The 20,697-nt window shown below is 57.9% G+C and carries 17 protein-coding genes and 1 tRNA gene; 6 read left to right on the top strand and 12 right to left on the bottom strand.

Annotation, left to right across the window (positions count from 1 at the left end; translation table 11 throughout):
* The first annotated feature begins 58 nt into the window (after positions 1–58).
* Entirely contained in the window at positions 59–1,576 is a 1,518-nt protein-coding gene (locus ML_RS06560) for an amino acid permease (RefSeq protein WP_010908259.1), read from the top strand.
* 149 nt (positions 1,577–1,725) lie between these two features.
* Positions 1,726–3,222 carry an amino acid permease gene (locus tag ML_RS06555; protein ID WP_010908258.1) on the top strand — a complete coding sequence of 499 codons (1,497 nt, stop codon included), beginning with the start codon at positions 1,726–1,728 and terminating at the stop codon, positions 3,220–3,222.
* Positions 3,223–4,196: 974 nt separating this feature from the next.
* Here ML_RS06555 and ML_RS18930 read toward each other — a convergent pair.
* The 8 genes from ML_RS18930 to ML_RS06520 form a co-directional block, all read right to left on the bottom strand.
* Positions 4,197–4,340, bottom strand: a complete 144-nt coding sequence (locus tag ML_RS18930; RefSeq protein ID WP_231846758.1) for a hypothetical protein — start codon at positions 4,338–4,340, stop codon at positions 4,197–4,199.
* A 16-nt stretch (positions 4,341–4,356) separates the two neighbouring features.
* On the bottom strand, positions 4,357–5,604 hold the full coding sequence (gene mshC / locus ML_RS06550; protein WP_041323832.1) for a cysteine--1-D-myo-inosityl 2-amino-2-deoxy-alpha-D-glucopyranoside ligase: 1,248 nt from the start codon (positions 5,602–5,604) through the stop codon (positions 4,357–4,359).
* 102 nt (positions 5,605–5,706) lie between these two features.
* Positions 5,707–6,522 carry a 3'(2'),5'-bisphosphate nucleotidase CysQ gene (locus tag ML_RS06545; protein WP_010908256.1) on the bottom strand — a complete coding sequence of 272 codons (816 nt, stop codon included), beginning with the start codon at positions 6,520–6,522 and terminating at the stop codon, positions 5,707–5,709.
* A 38-nt stretch (positions 6,523–6,560) separates the two neighbouring features.
* Entirely contained in the window at positions 6,561–7,376 is an 816-nt protein-coding gene (locus ML_RS06540; RefSeq protein ID WP_330944710.1) for an SCO1664 family protein, read from the bottom strand.
* Complete coding sequence (locus ML_RS06535; RefSeq protein WP_010908254.1) at positions 7,360–7,950, bottom strand: DUF3090 domain-containing protein; 591 nt, start codon at positions 7,948–7,950, stop codon at positions 7,360–7,362. The genes ML_RS06540 and ML_RS06535 overlap by 17 nt, the downstream gene beginning before the upstream one ends.
* A 77-nt stretch (positions 7,951–8,027) precedes the next feature.
* Positions 8,028–8,780, bottom strand: coding sequence for a histidine phosphatase family protein (locus ML_RS06530; RefSeq protein ID WP_010908253.1), 753 nt, complete (start codon positions 8,778–8,780; stop codon positions 8,028–8,030).
* Positions 8,777–9,607: an undecaprenyl-diphosphate phosphatase gene (locus ML_RS06525; RefSeq protein ID WP_041323829.1), complete on the bottom strand. Its 831-nt coding sequence runs from the start codon at positions 9,605–9,607 to the stop codon at positions 8,777–8,779. Before ML_RS06525 ends, ML_RS06530 begins: the two co-directional genes overlap by 4 nt.
* A gap of 58 nt (positions 9,608–9,665) precedes the next feature.
* The gene (locus ML_RS06520) at positions 9,666–9,968 is read right to left on the bottom strand and encodes a hypothetical protein (protein ID WP_041322689.1); all 303 of its coding nucleotides are present in this window, start codon (positions 9,966–9,968) and stop codon (positions 9,666–9,668) included.
* Between the two features lie 117 nt (positions 9,969–10,085).
* On the opposite strand from ML_RS06520, the gene ML_RS06515 reads away from it, so the two are divergent.
* From ML_RS06515 to ML_RS06505, 3 genes are read left to right on the top strand one after another with little or no spacing between them, the layout of a single operon-like run.
* On the top strand, positions 10,086–11,135 hold the full coding sequence (locus ML_RS06515) for a YncE family protein (RefSeq protein WP_041322687.1): 1,050 nt from the start codon (positions 10,086–10,088) through the stop codon (positions 11,133–11,135).
* Positions 11,136–11,188: 53 nt separating this feature from the next.
* On the top strand, positions 11,189–11,386 hold the full coding sequence (locus ML_RS06510; RefSeq protein WP_049769940.1) for a DUF5703 family protein: 198 nt from the start codon (positions 11,189–11,191) through the stop codon (positions 11,384–11,386).
* Between the two features lie 20 nt (positions 11,387–11,406).
* On the top strand, positions 11,407–12,477 hold the full coding sequence (locus ML_RS06505) for a quinone-dependent dihydroorotate dehydrogenase (protein WP_049769939.1): 1,071 nt from the start codon (positions 11,407–11,409) through the stop codon (positions 12,475–12,477).
* 1,884 nt (positions 12,478–14,361) lie between these two features.
* Here the strand turns inward: ML_RS06505 and ML_RS17405 are convergent.
* The 4 genes from ML_RS17405 to ML_RS06485 all read right to left on the bottom strand — a co-directional run bounded on the left by ML_RS17405 (position 14,362) and on the right by ML_RS06485 (position 19,535).
* Positions 14,362–14,496 carry a hypothetical protein gene (locus tag ML_RS17405; protein ID WP_269147081.1) on the bottom strand — a complete coding sequence of 45 codons (135 nt, stop codon included), beginning with the start codon at positions 14,494–14,496 and terminating at the stop codon, positions 14,362–14,364.
* 2,478 nt (positions 14,497–16,974) lie between these two features.
* Positions 16,975–17,154 carry a hypothetical protein gene (locus tag ML_RS15775; RefSeq protein ID WP_064430469.1) on the bottom strand — a complete coding sequence of 60 codons (180 nt, stop codon included), beginning with the start codon at positions 17,152–17,154 and terminating at the stop codon, positions 16,975–16,977.
* Positions 17,155–17,626: 472 nt separating this feature from the next.
* Positions 17,627–18,157 carry a YbhB/YbcL family Raf kinase inhibitor-like protein gene (locus ML_RS06490; RefSeq protein WP_010908247.1) on the bottom strand — a complete coding sequence of 177 codons (531 nt, stop codon included), beginning with the start codon at positions 18,155–18,157 and terminating at the stop codon, positions 17,627–17,629.
* Positions 18,158–18,188: 31 nt separating this feature from the next.
* Positions 18,189–19,535: a M20/M25/M40 family metallo-hydrolase gene (locus ML_RS06485; RefSeq protein ID WP_041323826.1), complete on the bottom strand. Its 1,347-nt coding sequence runs from the start codon at positions 19,533–19,535 to the stop codon at positions 18,189–18,191.
* Positions 19,536–19,704: 169 nt separating this feature from the next.
* Here ML_RS06485 and ML_RS06480 point away from each other — a divergent pair.
* A tRNA-Leu gene (locus tag ML_RS06480) sits at positions 19,705–19,790 on the top strand.
* Positions 19,791–20,697 lie beyond the last annotated feature (907 nt).

The raw sequence follows: 20,697 nt of genomic DNA, 5'->3' as shown, positions 1-20,697 counted from the left end.
TTCACGATTCGCGGCAAGCCCACCGAACTCCGGTAGGACAACGATTAGGACCCCATGTATGGCCACACTGGCTGAGAGCCCCGAACCAAAATCCGGCGCGTCGAGAGCTGGTGTCCTCGGCGAGGAGGCTGGTTACCACAAGGGGCTCAAACCTCGACAACTGCAGATGATCGGGATCGGCGGCGCGATCGGTACCGGGTTGTTCCTCGGCGCCGGCGGCCGGCTGGCCAAGGCCGGGCCCGGATTGTTCCTGGTGTATGCCGTCTGCGGGGTGTTCGTCTTCCTGATACTGCGCGCACTGGGCGAGCTGGTGCTGCATCGTCCTTCATCGGGATCCTTCGTGTCTTACGCACGTGAGTTCTTCGGCGAGAAAGCCGCCTACGTCGTCGGCTGGTTGTACTTCCTGGACTGGGCGATGACAGCGATCGTGGACACCACTGCCATCGCCACCTACCTGCATCGCTGGACAATCTTCACGGCGTTGCCACAATGGACTCTTGCGCTGCTCGCCCTGGCGGTGGTGTTGGTAATGAACCTGATCTCCGTGGAATGGTTCGGCGAGCTCGAATTTTGGGCCGCGCTGATCAAGGTTTGCGCGCTGATGGCATTTTTGGTCGTAGGAACTATCTTCCTCGGCGGGCGTTACCCGGTCGACGGGCACAACACTGGGTTAAGCCTCTGGACTAGTCACGGCGGATTGTTCCCCACCGGCGTAGCGCCGCTAATAGTTGTCAGCTCCGGAGTGATGTTCGCCTACGCTGCCGTCGAACTGGTCGGCACCGCAGCAGGTGAAACCGTCGAGCCGAAAAAAATCATGCCGCGAGCGATCAACTCGGTAATCGCTCGCATCGCGATCTTCTACGTCGGATCGGTGATTCTGCTGGCATTGTTGCTGCCCTACAGCGCATTCAAGGCCAGCGAAAGCCCGTTCGTCACGTTCTTCTCCAAGGTTGGGTTCTACGGCGCCGGCGATCTGATGAACATCGTAGTGCTCACCGCCGCGCTGTCCAGCCTCAACGCCGGACTGTACGCAACCGGCCGTGTCATGCACTCGATCGCGATAAATGGTAGCGGACCGAAGTTCACCGCGCGAATGTCGAAAAATGGTGTGCCATATGGCGGAATTCTTTTAGCCGCCGTCATCTGCCTGTGCGGTGTCGCACTAAACGCCTTCAACCCCGGTCAAGCCTTCGAGATCGTGCTCAGCGTCGCCGCACTGGGCATCATCGCCGGGTGGGGAACAATCGTACTGTGCCAGCTTCGACTACACAAGATGGCCAAAGCCGGGATCATGCGCCGACCCCGCTTTCGCATGCCGCTGGCCCCATACAGTGGCTACCTCACTTTGGCCTTCTTGTTCGCGGTACTGGTTGTGATGGCGTTCGACAAACCGATCGGCACCTGGACAGTAGCGTCACTGATCGTTATCGTCCCAGCCTTGATTGCAGGCTGGTACTCAATACGCAAGCGCGTGATGACCATCGCCCGTGAAAGAATGGGCTATACCGGACCTTTCCCGGCGATCGCCAACCCACCGGTGCAACCATCAGAACGATCCCATAGCCAGAATCCGTAGATCAACACAGTTACTAGGCCTATTGCGGTCGAGTTCCCCTAACCTAAGAAATCAGTACAACCTCACGACCAAATTGCACACTAACCCTGTCTTCACGATTCGCGGCAAGCCCACCGAACTCCGGTAGGACAACGATTAGGACCCCATGTATGGCCACACTGGCTGAGAGCCCCGAACCAAAATCCGGCGCGTCGAGAGCTGGTGTCCTCGGCGAGGAGGCTGGTTACCACAAGGGGCTCAAACCTCGACAACTGCAGATGATCGGGATCGGCGGCGCGATCGGTACCGGGTTGTTCCTCGGCGCCGGCGGCCGGCTGGCCAAGGCCGGGCCCGGATTGTTCCTGGTGTATGCCGTCTGCGGGGTGTTCGTCTTCCTGATACTGCGCGCACTGGGCGAGCTGGTGCTGCATCGTCCTTCATCGGGATCCTTCGTGTCTTACGCACGTGAGTTCTTCGGCGAGAAAGCCGCCTACGTCGTCGGCTGGTTGTACTTCCTGGACTGGGCGATGACAGCGATCGTGGACACCACTGCCATCGCCACCTACCTGCATCGCTGGACAATCTTCACGGCGTTGCCACAATGGACTCTTGCGCTGCTCGCCCTGGCGGTGGTGTTGGTAATGAACCTGATCTCCGTGGAATGGTTCGGCGAGCTCGAATTTTGGGCCGCGCTGATCAAGGTTTGCGCGCTGATGGCATTTTTGGTCGTAGGAACTATCTTCCTCGGCGGGCGTTACCCGGTCGACGGGCACAACACTGGGTTAAGCCTCTGGACTAGTCACGGCGGATTGTTCCCCACCGGCGTAGCGCAGCTAATAGTTGTCAGCTCCGGAGTGATGTTCGCCTACGCTGCCGTCGAACTGGTCGGCACCGCAGCAGGTGAAACCGTCGAGCCGAAAAAAATCATGCCGCGAGCGATCAACTCGGTAATCGCTCGCATCGCGATCTTCTACGTCGGATCGGTGATTCTGCTGGCATTGTTGCTGCCCTACAGCGCATTCAAGGCCAGCGAAAGCCCGTTCGTCACGTTCTTCTCCAAGGTTGGGTTCTACGGCGCCGGCGATCTGATGAACATCGTAGTGCTCACCGCCGCGCTGTCCAGCCTCAACGCCGGACTGTACGCAACCGGCCGTGTCATGCACTCGATCGCGATAAATGGTAGCGGACCGAAGTTCACCGCGCGAATGTCGAAAAATGGTGTGCCATATGGCGGAATTCTTTTAGCCGCCGTCATCTGCCTGTGCGGTGTCGCACTAAACGCCTTCAACCCCGGTCAAGCCTTCGAGATCGTGCTCAGCGTCGCCGCACTGGGCATCATCGCCGGGTGGGGAACAATCGTACTGTGCCAGCTTCGACTACACAAGATGGCCAAAGCCGGGATCATGCGCCGACCCCGCTTTCGCATGCCGCTGGCCCCATACAGTGGCTACCTCACTTTGGCCTTCTTGTTCGCGGTACTGGTTGTGATGGCGTTCGACAAACCGATCGGCACCTGGACAGTAGCGTCACTGATCGTTATCGTCCCAGCCTTGATTGCAGGCTGGTACTCAATACGCAAGCGCGTGATGACCATCGCCCGTGAAAGAATGGGCTATACCGGACCTTTCCCGGCGATCGCCAACCCACCGGTGAAATCCTCAGACTGACGACTGACTCTCGCACGAGTTGGATTGATCGTCCGCAACCGATACGCCAGTCAGTCACCACTGTACGGAATGGCCATGATCTTCTGAACCATCACTATCGTCGTGGTTACCGCATACTGGCACGCCAGCTGGTGGTCACTGATTGGTTATGCCGCGGCTGCGCTCACCTCGGTTATCGGGGTCCGCGCTCGCTTTCCGCGCCCCTTCCTGACAACCGTTCGAGCCCCGGAACGGGCACCTTTAGGATTTCGCTAAGTCCTCCAGTTGTATGCGCTAAGGTGGAGCGACCGAGCGCGACAATCTCGGCATCCATGTACAACACCAGATCAGCAGAAATTTTTCGGACGGGCAGTATCTACCTATCCGAGTGGGTAAAACCGGTTTGATCCAGCCGAACAAACCCCCAACCCGGGTCATACACGTGGTCCTTCCGGCCTCCGGTGCCCTAGAACAAACGCCGTAGCGCACCAATCCACCGTGCTGGTCTTGTGGAACGGAACGGTCAGGGTAGTGCTGCAAGCAGTTAGCCAAATGCCGGGTAGGTCGTCCTCGGTGTCGCGAACCAGCGGGGTATCGATCTACGACATGTGGGCCCGTATCTACGCCGACACTGAGCGGACCAATCTCCATTCGCACAGAGTTGGCGAAATGTCATTGCCTGCCTTTTGACACATTGTAAGGCATCATCCCCGATGGCATTCGTGAAGGCGGCCATCGACGAGATTATCAGCAGATAACTTCAGCGGTCGATCAACACCGACAATGTGGCACGCACCGTGTATAAAAACACCAAATAAATTAACATCTAACACTCACTGGAACACCACCGGGTCGACCCACAGGACAAAACCGTAGCTAGCTATACCCGCGTTGGCTACCACCACGTCAATACCGCCGGAACGTTTATGACCTGCTCGGATGTGGCTTGCAAGGCGCACGGATCTCGCACCTCAGCAACCACGGTAAACTAGCTACTAGACTTTGTCCAGATCGATCAGTGCAAGTTTGGCGCCTTTATACCGTGTAGCCGACAAGCCAGCTGTGCGCCGATTCACCTGGGCACCACCCGTGATGAACATGACTTTGCCGTGCAACGATGTCGTGGCCGAAAACCGCACTTTGCCTCTGCGACCATTACAGGTCCACCCCCAGCAACGCATCGATCGCGGTTGCCAGCAACTTTGGCGCCGCCGCATCGTGGCCTCCGTACTCCAGCGCATCGGTTACCCAACCATCCAATGCAGCAATCGCTTTAGGAGTGTCAAGATCGTCAGCCAAATACCCGCGCACCCGGGCAATAACGTCAGCGACGTCCGGACCGGCGGGCATCGAGGCAGCGGTGCGCCAGCGATGCAACCGGGCGATAGCATCGTCTAGCAGCTGCGAACTCCAAAACCTGTCAGCACGATAATGCCCGGCTAGCAGACCCAGCCGGATAGCCGAGGGCGGGGCGCCTTGAGCGCGCAGCGTCGACACCAGCACCAGGTTGCCGCGGCTCTTAGACATCTTGTGTTCGTCCCAGCCGATCATCCCAGCGTGCACGTAGTGCCGGGCGAATCGCCGTTCACCTCTGACGCATTCAGCATGCGCCGCGGTGAACTCGTGATGCGGAAAGATCAGGTCGCTGCCCCCGCCCTGAATGTCCAGGCCGATGCCGATACGGCTGAGCGCAATTGCCGCGCATTCGACGTGCCAGCCCGGCCGTCCCGGACCGAACGGTGACGACCAACTGGGCTCGCCGGGTCGTGCAGCCCGCCACAGCAATGCGTCAAGCTCGCCGTTTTTTCCAGGCCGGCGCGGATCACCGCCGCTTTGCTCGTACAATCGTAGCATGGTGTCTCGGTCATAGCCTGACTCGTAGCCGAACTGCAGCGTTGCATCAGCTCGGAAGTAAATGTCCGGGTACTCGTCGTCGATGACATACGCGGCCCCCGAAACCAGCATCTTGTCGACTAGTTCGACGATCTCGACAATCGTTTCAGTCGCCGCCACGTAGTCATGCGGCGGCAGTATCCGCAACGATGCCATATCATCGCGGAACAGCGCGACCTCGCGTTCGGCGAGGTCGCGCCAATCGACCCCGTTACGATCAGCGCGTTCAAACAACGGATCGTCAACATCGGTGACGTTCTGCACATAATGCACCTCGTGACCCAAGTCCAGCCATAGTCGGTGGATCAGGTCGAATGCCAAATAGGTTGCGGCGTGGCCCAGATGAGTGGCGTCATACGGAGTGATCCCGCAGACGTACATGGTCGCCTTGCAAGTGGGCGCAACAGCAGCGGACACCGGACGTACCTGTCGATCAGAGGTGTCGTACAGCCTGAGCTCCGGGCCGCGGCCCGGCAACGCCGGAACCTGTGCGAAAGACCACGACAGCATGTCGTTGACTTTAAGCCAAGCATCCAACGAAATTGCCACGATGATCGTGGTTCCCACCCACACCACAGCCCTCATGGCAATCTTGGCGCACGCGAAGGCGGTTCATTGCCACACCTCACGGATGACACCGAGCAGTATCGGCGCGATATCGGCGCGACACATAACAAAGTCGGGTAGATACGGATCGAGCTGGTTGTAACGCAGCGGCGAGCCGTCCAGGCGCGATGCGTGCATACCGGCTGCCAACACCACCCCGGCTGGCGCTGCCGAATCCCATTCCCATTGGCCCCCGACATGCAGGTAGGCGTCCACATCGCCGTCGACAACCGCCATCGCTTTAGCCCCCGCCGACCCGATAGCCACCGGTTCGATGGCCAACTTTTGCCGTATCCGGTGCAAGATTGTGGGCGGCCGGGTGGCGCTGACAGCAATCCGGAGAATGTTGGGAACACCACCAGTCACAGCGCCGGCGGTCACGGTGTCACTGCGGTACACCCTGTTACCGCGGGCCGGCAGCGCCACCGCCGCATCAGTGATCTCGCGCCGGCCGTCTGCGACGCCGCCGGTGGTACGTTGCCACAGCGCTATATGTACCGCCCAGTCAGTGCGCCCCGCTGTGGAGAATTCGCGGGTACCATCCAGTGGGTCGATGATCCATACCCGGCCAGCCTGCAGCCGAACACGATCATCATGTGCTTCCTCGCTGAGTACCGCATCACCCGGGCGCTCGGCCCGCAGCCGGCTCAGCAGCAGGGAATTTGCCAGCCTGTCACCAGCATCGCCGAGCGCCCGCGGTTGGTCGAAACCGATCTCCTCGCGAATTTCGAGGAGTAACTCCCCCGCTGCCGTGGCGAGATCGGCAGCCAGTGCAGCATCCGTTAACTCTGCCTGGTAATCCCTTTTGTCATGGGAGGCCATGTTCACCGCTTCAGTATCGCCGAGGGCACAGCTAGTCCTTAAAATGCCGGCCATGGAATGGCACGATCCCGGTTCGGTCCGGGCATCACCGGGTTGTCTAACATCGCGTACGCACGCCTACGCAAAGCGATGATTTCTGCCCAGGTAATCTGCCCGGCAAGCGTATCGGCCAACGGGCCGCTAAGGGCGTCAGCCAACCCGGCGACCTCCTCTAGGGTTTGGTTATCGATCGGCTTACCGGCCCAACCCCATAACACTGTGCGCAATTTGTCTTCGACATGCAGAGACACACCATGGTCAACCCCGTACACGTGGCCGTCGAGGCCGTAAAGGATGTGACCACCCTTACGATCGGCGTTGTTGATCAACACGTCGAATACTGCCAGTCGCCGCAACTGGGTGTCGTCGGCGTGCATCAAGATGACCTCGTCGCCGGCATAGTTGTAGGACCGCAACACCGGCAGATACCCCGACTGCAGCTTGTCGGCGGGAAATAAGTCAACCATGTCGGGCCCGGACCGGGGAGCGGAGTCGGCAACGTCACCGGGCTGTTGCACCCACAGCTGCAGCATGCCAGGACCTGCCGGCCCGTCACGAATTACCGTATAGGGAACAATATTCCACCCCAAGTCAGTCGAAACCAGGTATGCACTCAGTTCGCGGCCAGCTAAAGTTCCTTCCGGAAAATCCCACAGCGGCTGCTCACCGGAAACCGGCTTGTAGACGCAATGCACGCTGCGCTGGTCCAGCGTGGATTCGCACAAAAAAGTGGCATTGCTGGCCGAACGGATGCGTCCAAGGACCGTCAGTTCGCCGTTCCGCAACACCTCATGCTCATCACCATTCGGTGTCATCATCTTTAGGCCCGAGCAACGCGCTGCGCTTATAGCCGTTGGTGCGCGCACAGACGTGCCCCTCAGGGTCCAACGGTTCGTCGCACAGTGGGCACGGTGGACGTCCCGCCAAGATGACACGGTTAGAGCGAGTGGCGAACTGTCGTGCCGACTCCGGCGTCAGGAACACCCGCACCGCGTCGGGACCCTCATCGGTGTCATCGAGCACCACGGAGGCGTCGAACTCAGCGTCAGTAACGGCCAGCAACTCCACCACCACGGTCTGCGCTTCCGAATCCCAGCCTAGGCCCATGGTGCCGACCCGGAACTCGGCGTCCACCGGCATAACCAGTGGGTTAAGGTCATTGATCTCAGCGGGCTCCGGGGGCACCGGGGTGCCGAACCTGCGATGCACCTCGAGGAGCAACGCACCGATGCGTTCTGCAAGCACCGCAACCTGCTGCTTTTCCAAAACCACTGACACCACCCGAGAGTCGTGCACCGCTTGGATGTAAAAGGTGCGATTCCCGGGCTGGCCAACAGTCCCGGCCACGAAGCGGTCGGGTGTGCGGAAGACGTGAATTGCGCGGGCCATGGCATCTCCAAAATACCGGCAGTTGGGCCCAAGGTGTGATCCGGACGCGGGCGCAAACCGAACCGGCTCCGAAAGAACTAGTCGGCGGAGCCGCCGAGTACCGCATCACCAGACGGCACCGCAGCATCCGGTTCGTTCCGTATCTCTCCTGAGCGCTCGCCACAAGAATCACTGTGGGACTCACCTGAAGGCTTCATCGCGGCCCGCAACGCCGACGACAACTGCGCACCAGTGTGGTTGACGTGCAGCACAAACGGCCGCAGCTGAGTGTAGCGGATCACACTCACTGATCCCGGGTCGGCGATGACACGTTGAAAGCTATCCAGATGCATGCCGAACGCGTCGGCGATCACCGCCTTAATGACGTCACCGTGAGTACAGGCGACCCAAAGCGTGTCACCACCGTGTTCTGAAGTGAATCGCCGGTCGTATTCACGGATCGCGGCCACCGCGCGCACCTGCACCTGAGCCAACCCCTCCCCGCTGGGAAACACCGCGGCGCTGGGATGTGCCTGAACTACCTGCCATAACGGCTCCTTGGCCAAGTCACCGATGCTGCGACCTGTCCATTCTCCGTAATCCACTTCGGACAACCGGTCATCGATGAACGGCTCAAGGCACAGCGTTTCGGCGAGCGGATTGATGGTACGTCGACACCGTAGTAGTGGCGAGCATACCACCGCCCGAATCGGTAATTCAGCGATCCGGTCTATCAGACCGACGGCTTGCTCGCGGCCCCTGTCGTCGAGGTCGACCCCATCGGCCCGACCAGCTAAAACACCTGCGGTATTCGATGTGGACCGCCCGTGCCGCAACAAAATGACCGTCATGTCGCAGCTACCGTCTTGACCGCCAGCAGGATCAGTACACCCACGCCGACGACTATCCGGTAGCCGACGAACCAGTACAGGTTGTGCTGCACCAGAAACCGCAGCAACCAGGACACCGCAACCAAACCGACGACAAATGCGATCACAGTGGCCACCAGCAGCTGCGCGCCGGTGGCACTCATACCCTCAGTGATAGGATGGAAGGCGTCCGGTATCGAGAACAACCCGGACGCGAACACAGCGGGTATGGCCAGGAGGAAGCCGAATCGGGCGGCCAATTCACGATCTAGTCCGAGAAACAGCCCAGCGCTGATAGTCGAGCCGGATCGTGAGACACCAGGAATCAACGCAAGCGTTTGGGCCACTCCTACCACCAGAGCGTCACGCCAGTTCAGCTGCTCGATACAACGATTCTGACGCCCGACATACTCAGCGAAGGCGATTACCCCCGAAAACGCCACCAACGCGGTCGCTACGACCCACAGAGGACGAATTCCCGAGCGGATCTCGTCCTTGCACACCAGGCCCAGGATGCAGATTGGGATGGTCCCGATGATCACATACCAGCCCAACCAATAGTCCGCGGTGCGGTGCAACGTGACGGTCAGGCCTCTACACCAGGCATGGAGAATGCGTACGATGTCGCGTCCGAAGTACACCAGCACCGCGACCTCAGTGCCCAGTTGGCTGACCGCGGTGAATGAGGCGCCAGCATCGCCAGTGAACAAGATCCGCGACACAATCGCCAGGTGACCCGAGGATGACACCGGCAGGAACTCCGTGAGACCTTGCACCACGGCCAAAACGATGACTTGCCACCAGGACATCGCCGAAACCGCAGTCACGACGACGACCGTACCTGGTGGCAGCCGGTACCTGATGCGACTAACCTGAGACCGTTAACGTGCGTGCGACCAAATCTCGCACCGCCGCAGCCAGGCTGCGTTCGTCGGTGAGGTCGATGTTGACCAGCCCGCGGATCGCCCTCGGGACTACTTCTTCAGTCTGCGGAACAAGCCCGGCCAATCGTGTCCGGTAAATTTCTACGACTAACGACCAGTGCTCGATGTGGAATGAAAAACTGCGTCCATCACCGACTTGTCCATACCCGCTGGCGAAAATTCCCGTCGAAATCTCCTCGACGGTAAACTCGTTGCCTGCCACATGCCGGTCAACGGTGACAGTCATACTGTCAAGATACCTCATCCCGAACCGGTACATATTGTAGCATCCCAGATTGAATACAATGATGCACCATCGTTCCTTAGAATTCGAGTTTGATGTATAGTATTTTAGGGTTAGCCGTTGCTGTCGCCGGATAAGCGAACAGTTCAACACTGTTTAGCTGGCGTGTTGCTAGCACTCATGACCGGATGTTCGTCGGATCGGCTTGATAGCTCCCCACCCACTATCGAACCCGCGCAGCCGGCCGACTCACCGCCGGTGTCACAGAAACCTGTGGGTGTAGTGCGACCACTGGGCGGCCACCCGCAGGGTGTGATATTCGACAGCGGCAGTCACCTGTTGGCGGTCCTGTGCCCAGGCACCGATCCCGCTGCGCCCGCCAGCGTTACCGTTTTCGATGACGCACACACTCAGCCACGCGTGATCGTTCTACCGGGGCCTGCAACCGCGTTGACCAGCGACGACCACGGCACCGCCTATCTTGCCTCGCACGGTGGCTACTTCGTGGTCGATCTCGAAGGCGGCCATACCTCACAAGTGAACGTAACCGACGCTGGACACGCCAAATTCACCGCAATCGCACGCCGAGCGGACGCCAAGTTGGTTCTGGGCAGCGCCGACGGCACCGTCTACACTCTTGCCGCGACGGCACCTGGAACCAACACCGCTACCGCTAGCAACCGAAACAAGATCTTTGCTCGTATCGATTCCCTCGCAACCCAAAGAAATAACACGGTAGTGCTGGATAGTGGACAGACGTCAATAACGACAATAGGAGCCGACGGTCATGTCCAGCAAGCGCTGCGAGCCGGCGAAGGCGCAACCACGCTGGCCGCTGATCCGCTGGGCCGTATTTTAGTCGCCGACACCCGCAGTGGCCAGCTATTGGTGTATACTATTGACCCGCTAATCTTGCGCCAGACCTATCCTGTGCGCCACGCCCCGTACGGGCTAGCCGGATCCCGCACGTTGGCCTGGGTATCTCAAACCGCCTCTAACATCGTTATTGGTTACGATCTAACCACCGGAATCCCTGTCGAAAAGGTAAGTTATCCAACCGTGCAGCAACCCAATTCGTTGGCTTTTGACGAAGCGTCAGACACCTTGTATGTGGTATCGGAGTCGGGCGCGGGAGTGCAGATCATCGAACACGCAGTAGGTACACGTTGAGCAACCGACTGGCGCCACCGCGGAGCCGGCTACCCGCCGGTTGGGACGCTGAGATGTCTAACGAGTACGAATGGGTGCCGTTGCACCTGCCGTCAGAATTGACCACGCTTAACGCATCGACCCGGCTGTCCATCGAGGCTGAATATTGCGGTTGGGAGCTGATCAAGGTGCGGATCTACACCGACGGCAGTAGGAGGACATTGTTGCGCCGCAATAACTCTCGTCTAGAAAACACAGGCTCCGACCGGTGACCTGGCTAGCCGGAACTGTGATGTACCGGGTCGTACGCCGGCTGCTGTTCCTGACCCCACCCGAGCGGATACACACACTGGTTTTTGCCATGCTGCGTTGCGTAACCTCCATCGCTGTGCTGCGCCGGTTGCTGCGCTGGGTACTGGGACCGACGGATCCGGTGCTGGCCAGCACGGTTTTTGGGGTCCGCTTCCCCGGACCGCTGGGGCTGGCAGCGGGCTTCGACAAGGACGGCATGGGGCTGCTTGCCTGGGGTGCATTAGGGTTCGGTTATGCTGAAGTCGGAACCGTCACCGCGTACCCACAGCCCGGCAACCCGGCCCCGCGCATGTTCCGGCTGCCCGCCGACCGCGCTCTGCTGAACAGGATGGGGTTCAACAATAACGGCGCCGGAGCGCTGGCTATCCAGCTCGCCCACCACCGCCCCGAAGTGCCTATCGGGGTGAACATCAGCAAGACTAAGGCAACCCCGGCCTCCCATACTGTCGATGACTACCGGGCCAGCGCCCGGCTGGTCGGCCCGCTGGCCTCGTATCTGGTTGTCAATGTCAGCTCCCCGAATACCCCGGGGCTTCGCGACCTACAAGCAGTCGAGTCGCTTCGGGCCATCTTGTTGGGAGTCCTGGCTGAGACCTCAGTACCAGTGCTGGTCAAGATTGCACCCGATATCTCCGATTCCGAGATCGACGACATCACAGACCTAGCCGTCGAACTTAGGCTAGCAGGCATCGTGGCAACCAACACCACAGTATCGCGTGACTGCTTGGTGACACCGGGAATCGATGCGCTGGGGGCAGGTGGCATCTCGGGGCCGCCGGTGGCGCGCCGCGCTGTCGAGGTGTTGCGCCGGCTCTACGGACGGGTCGGTGACCGTCTGGTGCTCATCAGCGTGGGAGGCATCGAAACTGCCGACGACGCATGGGATCGCATCACAGCGGGCGCCTCGCTGCTCCAGGGCTATACCGGATTCATCTACGGCGGGGGATTCTGGCCCAAACACATTCACGACGGCATCGCACGCCGGCTTCATGACGGCGGGTTCGCCTCACTGCGCGACGCGGTCGGGTCGGCGACCGCCAAATCGGAGTGACCGCCAGGATAGATAATGCCACCGTATCCTGGTCATCTGTAGCTTCGTCGCATAGCAGCTTCTCGGGGCGATGAAATCCGCAGGACAAAGTCAGCTTGTCGATGTTGGTGTGGCGCGTGGTCTCCCAATCCTGGATGTGTGCACTCGCATCAACGCCGAGAACATCGCGGTCTGGGCGTGTGCAACCGCGATTCCTTAGCAAAAATTGCGATAATGCACTGCGAGTAACTAAGGTGACAAGTAGCAGTGTGGCATCCGCCACTCGTCACATTCCTCCGGGGACCATTGCCAGCGTAAACGTGATGCTATCGCCGGTGGCTATACCCCCTGTCTATCACATCCGATTTGTCGACGTTCCGGCCTTCGTCAGCTGGAATCCCCCATTCGGAATCGCGTGCTATGACCTCGCCGTCGCGTTAACGTTCTACCTGTTGAATATACGAATCCCGCTAAGACGAGATCAGTGCAATACCTATCGACATCCTGATGCTCTAGTGGGTCTTGTTGTCACGCAAGGTAATCAACTTATGATAGCACTCAATATAAAATTACGTTAATCGAACCGCACAATCGCAAAAAATTTAGAACAACACCGAATATATGTGCAAGAATATCTATCCAAATATCCAAGTCTAGAGCTCATTAATCGGCACGAAAATAATAGGCTGAAGCACAATTTCCACTTTGATTATGGACTAAAGTGAATCCCACTCAATTCTTGAATGAGCTAATTCTCATTTTTTTAGCTCTTGCGGGACCGATCTGAATTGACTTTTATCAACTTTCTAGCCCCATGACCACTGCCGAGTTTCTAGTTGACATGTCCCGATAGGTCCAGAGCACGGGAACATTGATTGGTAACAAAGAAATATATCTTCTGATATATAACCGATATTCAACTACACCAGGCTGATTCGTGATATTGAGAGCTACCAGAAGAAATACCTGCTAATAACCTACAAAGATAGGCTAATATGAATTAGCGTACCGCAGATGATCACGTTGTGCCGCAGCGGAATTGAATTATTTTCCCTCAGTATCGATAGACCAAATCCCCGAAAGCCCAAGTACATTGGGAATCTATCAATTTGCTGCAAAGTTCCGCCTGGTACATTGAATACCGCTGGTCACCAGCAGTATTCGGTCTATAGTACACATGCAAATAGCAGGGACAGGTGTGACTAAGCGAGCAACCCCATCAACGTATATACCACGGCTACCTCTCATCGCTGCTGCCGGCAGGCTTGCTAAGCTAGCTGGTCACGTCTGGCTTCTGCTCGATTCGCATCGCCGGAACGCCTCTCGGCATCTATTCTTTCTGCACCGCGTGCACTTTTGGAGCCTCCTTCGCCATGGGATTCTCCTTCCTTCTCATCCCTTTAGCTAAGCTAGCATACGAGTAAAAATTGGCGGCCCAACTATCTGGCATATATACAGTCACACCATTAGCATATCGTTCTCTCTCATGCACAACTTGACAGTTTTACGCCACTGTAACGTCCATCTTGCACAATGTCCTAGACGGTCGGCAGACCCGAGATGGACGGGACAGCATAAGGAAACTCCACAGCCAGCTCAAAATACTCCTTGACAACCTAGCGCTCCAGGTTGCGGATGCAATCGTCATGATTGGCTCCTGTGCACGGTGAAAACTATTCTTGCACGACAAAAAATCCGAACTTTCTCATATCTTTCAGCAAGCCGTCTCCGGCAATGATCTGCATTGTCAGCGATATCTCAACACGACAAAATTTTTGTCCTCATCGTTTGCCGTTTCTGCTGAGATGCACTACTATCAATAATTCACTTTTGTGTCTGTGCAATCGCTAAGCAGGCAAAGAGGAGTAACTACACACAGATCTTTTCTGCCCGAGCTAGCCCACTTCACAGATCCGCAATGGACTCCTTGACCTCGTCAGAGGCATTGGTGATTCCCCAGCAACGGTGTGCGTCAAAATTCTTGACGTACCGAGAAATCATACAGATGTCCTGCGGTATCTGGTCCAACGATCGCTCCATTTTTCGACGTTGACCACCTGGCGCACAATTTCCTGTAATGCATATTGGGTGAAGTCTTGAATTGTTTCTTGGTTTCGCTGGAGGCTTTTTGTACAGGGAGAGGGTAAGTATGGATGGCATCACAGTGGAAGTACTCGCGGGAGTTGTGGGAGCGGCAACGAGGATAGCGGGAGAAGTCAGGTGGGCTCCGGTGGTAGCCAGAGGCGCGATTAGGCCGAGCGTGAGCGTGAAGTGCAAGAATTGAAGCTTGTCAACGAGATTCTGCGAATAGCGAACGCGTTTTTCACCGCGGCGGAAGTCGATCGCCGACTGCGGTGATCCTTTCGCGCGCAATTCTTTGCAGAGTACATCAATGTCCACCGCGAAGAATGCGGGTCGATCCAATCTGTCATGTACATGTTTGAGCAGGCTGACGTGCAGGTCCCCCCGTCTACCTACTACACCGTCAAGCAGCAGGGTTTTGTGCGGGCAGCCGATCTTACCGACACGTACGACGGCAAGATCCTGTTTGATCTGTGGATGGCTAACCTACCGATCTTACTGTGTGCACAGGCTTTAGCCCGCCACTACACACGCAGGTCACAGTTGAGGTCCAGACAGGGCGACACGGCTGATGTGTATCGCCGGTATTGACGATGTAGGCTGCAATAAGTGCAGCATTCGTACGACTGAGTACGACAAGTCTTCGCCGCCGCAGCATCCCGACCGGCTCGATCGTTCCTGCTCAATGCTGTCATTACCCGGATCAGTGGCAGGTAAGGGATTGCACATATGTGTGGACGCTGCAAAGGGTGTGCCATACCACGTTTTGTGTGGACGTGTTCTCCCACCCCATCCTGGGCTGGCAGGTGATGACCAGCAAGACCGCGGGTGCTTGGTCACATCGGTGCTTGAGCAGACGCTACTCACCCCCTATTGCACATAGCTCCATTCTCTATAACCGATTTGATTCATCACTTGGACGCGGGATCAATATACGTCGATCGCGTTCACCGAGGCGCTGCACGAGGCCGGTATCGCCGGATCCATCAGCAGTGTCGGCGACGCTTTGGACAACGTGTTTATGGATTCTGCTATAGGGACGGTACAAATCTGAATTAATCGACCAACATGCGACCTTCACCGGTCGCGTCGAACTGGAACGGGAAACCACCTCCTGGGTGCACTAGTACAACACGATCGAGACTCCACCTCATCAATATCAATCCAATACCGACCACCAGTCGCATACGAACAGCGCTACCAGCAGACAGCCACCCCGACCGAAGTGACATGAACCAATAATCTCCGACAGCTCCAGAACAGTTCACTTTCGATCGGTGGTACACCTATAGTTCCACATGCCATGTGTGGTGCACGATCTTCTACAGAGTCGCTACTTCTGATTCGGTCGCAAACACCAGCTCAGGCTGGCCGGCACCCTCTACCACGATAGCCGGCGTACCAGTTGTTAACTCGTGTACGAGGATGTTCCAGGCTGGGTACCTCGATCACTTCCACCGACCGCCGATCCAACAGGCGGCGCTATCAGAATGGTTATGGATGATTGTCGGTTCCGGGTGGGCCGGTCGGAGGTAGCTCGAGCACTCAGCCCGCCGGACACAAGCCGTGTGGTTGTGTCGGCGTTCGGTGGCTATGCGATGGGCCCGGTCTTGCCCGCGAATACGGCGGCGTTGGGCACCAAAGCGCTCTGGTTGCCTCAGTAAAATTCAGTAAAGGACCGGCTTCGGTGCCAGCATACCGGCCGGTGGACAGGCACAAACTCGGAAACAGCAGCGCGCTGCCCGACGCGGTGACGTCGGTTCTCTCCGATAGCGAGAGCAAAGTCGTCCTTCCGTCGGGCATCTACTGGCCACCACCAGCCCCAGAACGTCTTCACCAGATGGTGGGTTGCAGGCAAGAGCACTGCAAGTTGAACCCATGCGTTGGCCAGCCATCGGCGTACGCAATGGTGTAGTTGAGATCGCAGTTCAGACAGGCTGGCAACAGCTGTGCCAACGACACGTCAAATACTGGCAGAGCGCACAAAAGCTGCCAACGTCCTCAACGGCACATACCCCGGCTCGGGCGGAGCATCGGTCGGGTGGACCAACGACACCAACTTGGACCAACTTATAAACCAGCGCTGCAACGACGTCGAGTGCGATAAGCTCATCAGCGTCCAATTGGGACGCCGGCGCCGAGCCGCCGCTCTCGATCATGACTTGCTCAGCAATCATTATGAATCACCACAGACGTTGAGGCAGGTCACTTCCCAGCCACACAGTCGTGCCGGCCGCAACAACACCCTAGCCGATCAGCACCGGACCCCACCAACGACGGGCCCAAACGTCAGCGCAGCAGCGCTGCTCAGGACCTCTTAGATCATACCCTCACACATCCATCGTGGCCGCCAACGCGGTCAACCGTTTAGCGAAGGCGTGCGCGTCGAGAGTCAACAGGCTGCTGTGGATCCCCGAGACACCCTCTGCGCAATCCTCAAGCCACATCCCGCGATCGACCTGACACTGCGCACACCGCATCGGCCTTAGCCACGATTGGCCGGCCAGCCGACCCCTGAGTCATCGACGACCAACGCGGCATCTTGACGACAGCCAGCTGTTTATTCACCACCGCGAACACCTCGCGACCGATGATCCGATAGGTACGGTACACCATCGTCCGAAAAATGTCGGAAGGTCAATGTCACCAGCTGTGAAGATTTCCGCCAGCTTCGGCAACCAATCGCGCATTGCCCAGACATACCGCAGCCGACTCCAGGTCAGCTCCTGGCTAATTAATTCGCAACGCCGCGACCCACTCAGCGGTCACCACCTACATTACGTCGACCACCCACTCTTCGGTGTCCGAGCAGCGCGACAGCCGATAGACAAACAAATCGCCAATAGCGACCAGGCTGCACTGCGGTCTCCCGGTTTTCCGCCCGGAACAAAGAACAGACCAGACCCGCCAGTGAAGCAGACTCCGGCGTGGTCGACAGATAGTGTCGCTCGAACAGCTCATCAAACCGGGCCACCACATCCTACGGCGATCTAAAGCCACACTTAGGATTGTTCGAACGTATATACGATTATGTCACAACCGTCCAACATTTATCCTTAAAACGCGACCGGCCGCAGCTGTGACCCGGCTAGTGCTGTTCGTAGGTGCCGTGGATGACGGCGCGAGCTATTGCATGCTGGAAAAGATTGAATCCCAGAAAAGCCGGACTTGCGTCCTCGCTGAGATTGAGCTTTTGGACCCGCACGGCATGCACCGCCACGTAATATCGGTGCACACCGTGGCCAGGCGGCGGAGCGGCGCCGATGTAACGGCGCATGCCCGCATCATTGATCAACGTCAACGCTCCGGCCGGAAGTTCACCGTCATTGCCCACACCTGCTGGCAACTCGGTGACGTCTGCAGGCAAATTGGCCACTGCCCAGTGCCAAAATCCAGATAGGGTCGGTGCGTCGGGATCGTAGACGGTGACCGCAAAGCTACAGGTCTCGGTCGGAAATCCCGACCAGCTCAGTTGAGGGCTGACATCTGCTCCCCCCGCACCCATGATACCGCTGATCTGCGGTGTAGCCAACGGTTGGCCGTCGGTAATCGAATCCGACGTCAGGTGAAACGACGGCAGCTTGGGCAATGCAGCATACGGGTCAGGCGGCAAACTCATGGGCGATCCTCTCGTGATTGATACTTTGCGATTAGCAATGTGTCAGGAAGTGCGCCAGCACATCGATGCCAAACTTGAGCGCATCGATGGAGACCCGCTCGTCGACACCGTGAAACAGCGCGGTGAAATCCAATTCCGGTGGCAACCGCAGCGGAGTAAAGCCGAAGCAGCGAATACCCAAGCGCGCGAAAGCTTTCGCATCGGTGCCGCCGGAAGCCATATAAGGCACCGTTCGACCATCGGGGTCGACCGCCAGCACAGCAGCGTTCATTGCATCGACCAAATCCCCGTCGAAGGCAGTCTCGTACGGGGGCAAGTCCTTGATCCACTCCCGAGTCACATCAGGACCGATCAATTCATCGATCGCGGCCTCGAATGCCGCCTGCCGCCCGGGCAGTATACGACAGTCAACCATAGCTTCCGCAGTCGCCGGCACCACGTTGACCTTATATCCTGCCTTGAGTACCGTCGGGTTCGCGGTGTCATACAGCACGGCTTTCAACATGCGAGCCATCGGGCCAAGCTTTTCGATCGCTCCTTCCAAGTCGGGCGACCCAATGTCGAATTCGAGGCCAGTTTCCTCGCTGATCGCGGCCAGAAATTGGACCACGGTATCGGTCGTCACGAGCGGAAACTGATGGCGCCCCAGCCGCGCAACCGCCTCGGCAACCGCGGTGACCGCGTTCTGATTGTGCACCATCGAGCCGTGCCCCGCTCTGCCCCGTGCGGTCAGCCGCATCCACTGCATGCCCTTCTCGGCCGTCTCAATCAGGTAGAGCCGACGCTCACCACCGTTGCGGCACGGCACAGTTAACGAAAAGCCGCCGACTTCGCCGATAGCTTCGGTGACGCCGTCGAACAAATCGGGCCTGTTATCGACCAGCCATTGGGATCCGTAACTGCCACCATGCTCTTCGTCGGCAACGAATGCGAATACGAGGTCTCGCGGTGGCGCGATGCCGGCCTGCTTTAGCTGCCGGGCTACCACAATCATCATGCCCACCATGTCTTTCATGTCGATCGCGCCGCGACCCCAGACCTGACCTCCTTCGACCGCACCGGAAAATGGGTGCACGCTCCATTCGGCGGTTTCCGCGGGCACCACGTCGAGATGCCCATGGATAAGCAGGGCGCCGCGCGAACTATCCTCACCCGCAAGACGGGCAAACACATTGCCTCGACCGGGTGCCCCGGATTCCAAATATTCAGGCTGGTAGCCAACCTCAGCTAGCTGGGAGGCTACCCATTGCGCGCACTCAGCCTCACCCCGTGTGGTCTCGGGGTCACCGGTGTTGGTGGTGTCAAAACGAATCAACCTGCTGACAACCTCTACCACATCATCGCTCGGATTGACTAGGACGTCGGTCTCAACTGTCACAGTCACCTTTCCTACCACCGCCACGACGAGCGAGCGCAACACCTTCGTCTTCTGCACGACTTGCGGCAGCCGCTTGTCGGTTCGCTCGACAGGTTCGGTGCGCCGAGCTAGGTTGGTCCGGCGCGGACCAATCCGATAGCCTTAGCTGCCCAACTTTGGTTGGGGTCTTGTCCGAGTGGCGGAATGGCAGACGCGCTAGCTTGAGGTGCTAGTGCCCTACTAATGGGCGTGGGGGTTCAAATCCCCCCTCGGACACACTGTGTGATTTAGTCAGATTACCGTCCGGAACGCCGTTTCGGTAGCGAGCTTCTGGTGGTTGACGTCGTCCAGTCGCCAACTACCACAACCAAGATGACGGCCCAGACAATCGCACAAGCGATGCTGTAAGGACATGTTGCTAGAAGCGCGCCATCTCATATCGCGAATATTCTCGATCATGACTCCCCGGAACCTCTATATGGCAGCTAACCGAAAACCGTTCAATACCAAATATATCTTGCAGCAACGCCACCAGTTCGTCGCCGTAGTGATGCCACCAATTTCGGAATAACTTACCACAGCACCCGCCGCGCATCACCTGTGTTCACAGCAAGCAGCGAAAATGGAGAGCTAACGGTATTCTCAACCGCAGCGCACCCCCTTTGGCGATCTCCTAACTCCCTGACAGTTGCGGCAAAGTTGGACCTGCCCAGCCACTGTTCATCGGTAGGGTCGATGCTGCTCGTTCCGTACCAGCTGCTCAATAAGGAAGCATTCCTCTAAGCATGTGATCGCCCGTATCACGTTCCCAGCCCCAGCACCACCTTGGAATCCCCGATATCGGGAACCAACGCGTATCCGTTCTTGAGACCGGAGGCTAGACTCGCCAGAATCAATTGGCTTGCCTGCTTTACCCGACCGCTATCTACTCGCTACATCAGCCAGGCTAGTACATCCAACATATTAACTCCAAGGTTTTTCATTAATCAAGTACCATCGTGAATTCCATTTCTAAATAAAGGTATCCGGGGTTTTCAAGCCGCTCCGGACAACAATTCCATCGATATGGCACAGTCGGATGTTGCCAACAGCCACGAACAGCAGTTAGCGATAAGGGCGTAGCGTTTGCCTAATCGGTACCCGACCTTGCGAGCGCACATCGGCTTGATAAGGGGTCCGTAGC

It is taken from the genome of Mycobacterium leprae TN (assembly GCF_000195855.1).
Lineage (GTDB): Bacteria > Actinomycetota > Actinomycetes > Mycobacteriales > Mycobacteriaceae > Mycobacterium > Mycobacterium leprae.
Note: the sequence above shows the minus strand (reverse complement) of the source record. Positions and strands in the feature narration are given on the sequence as shown.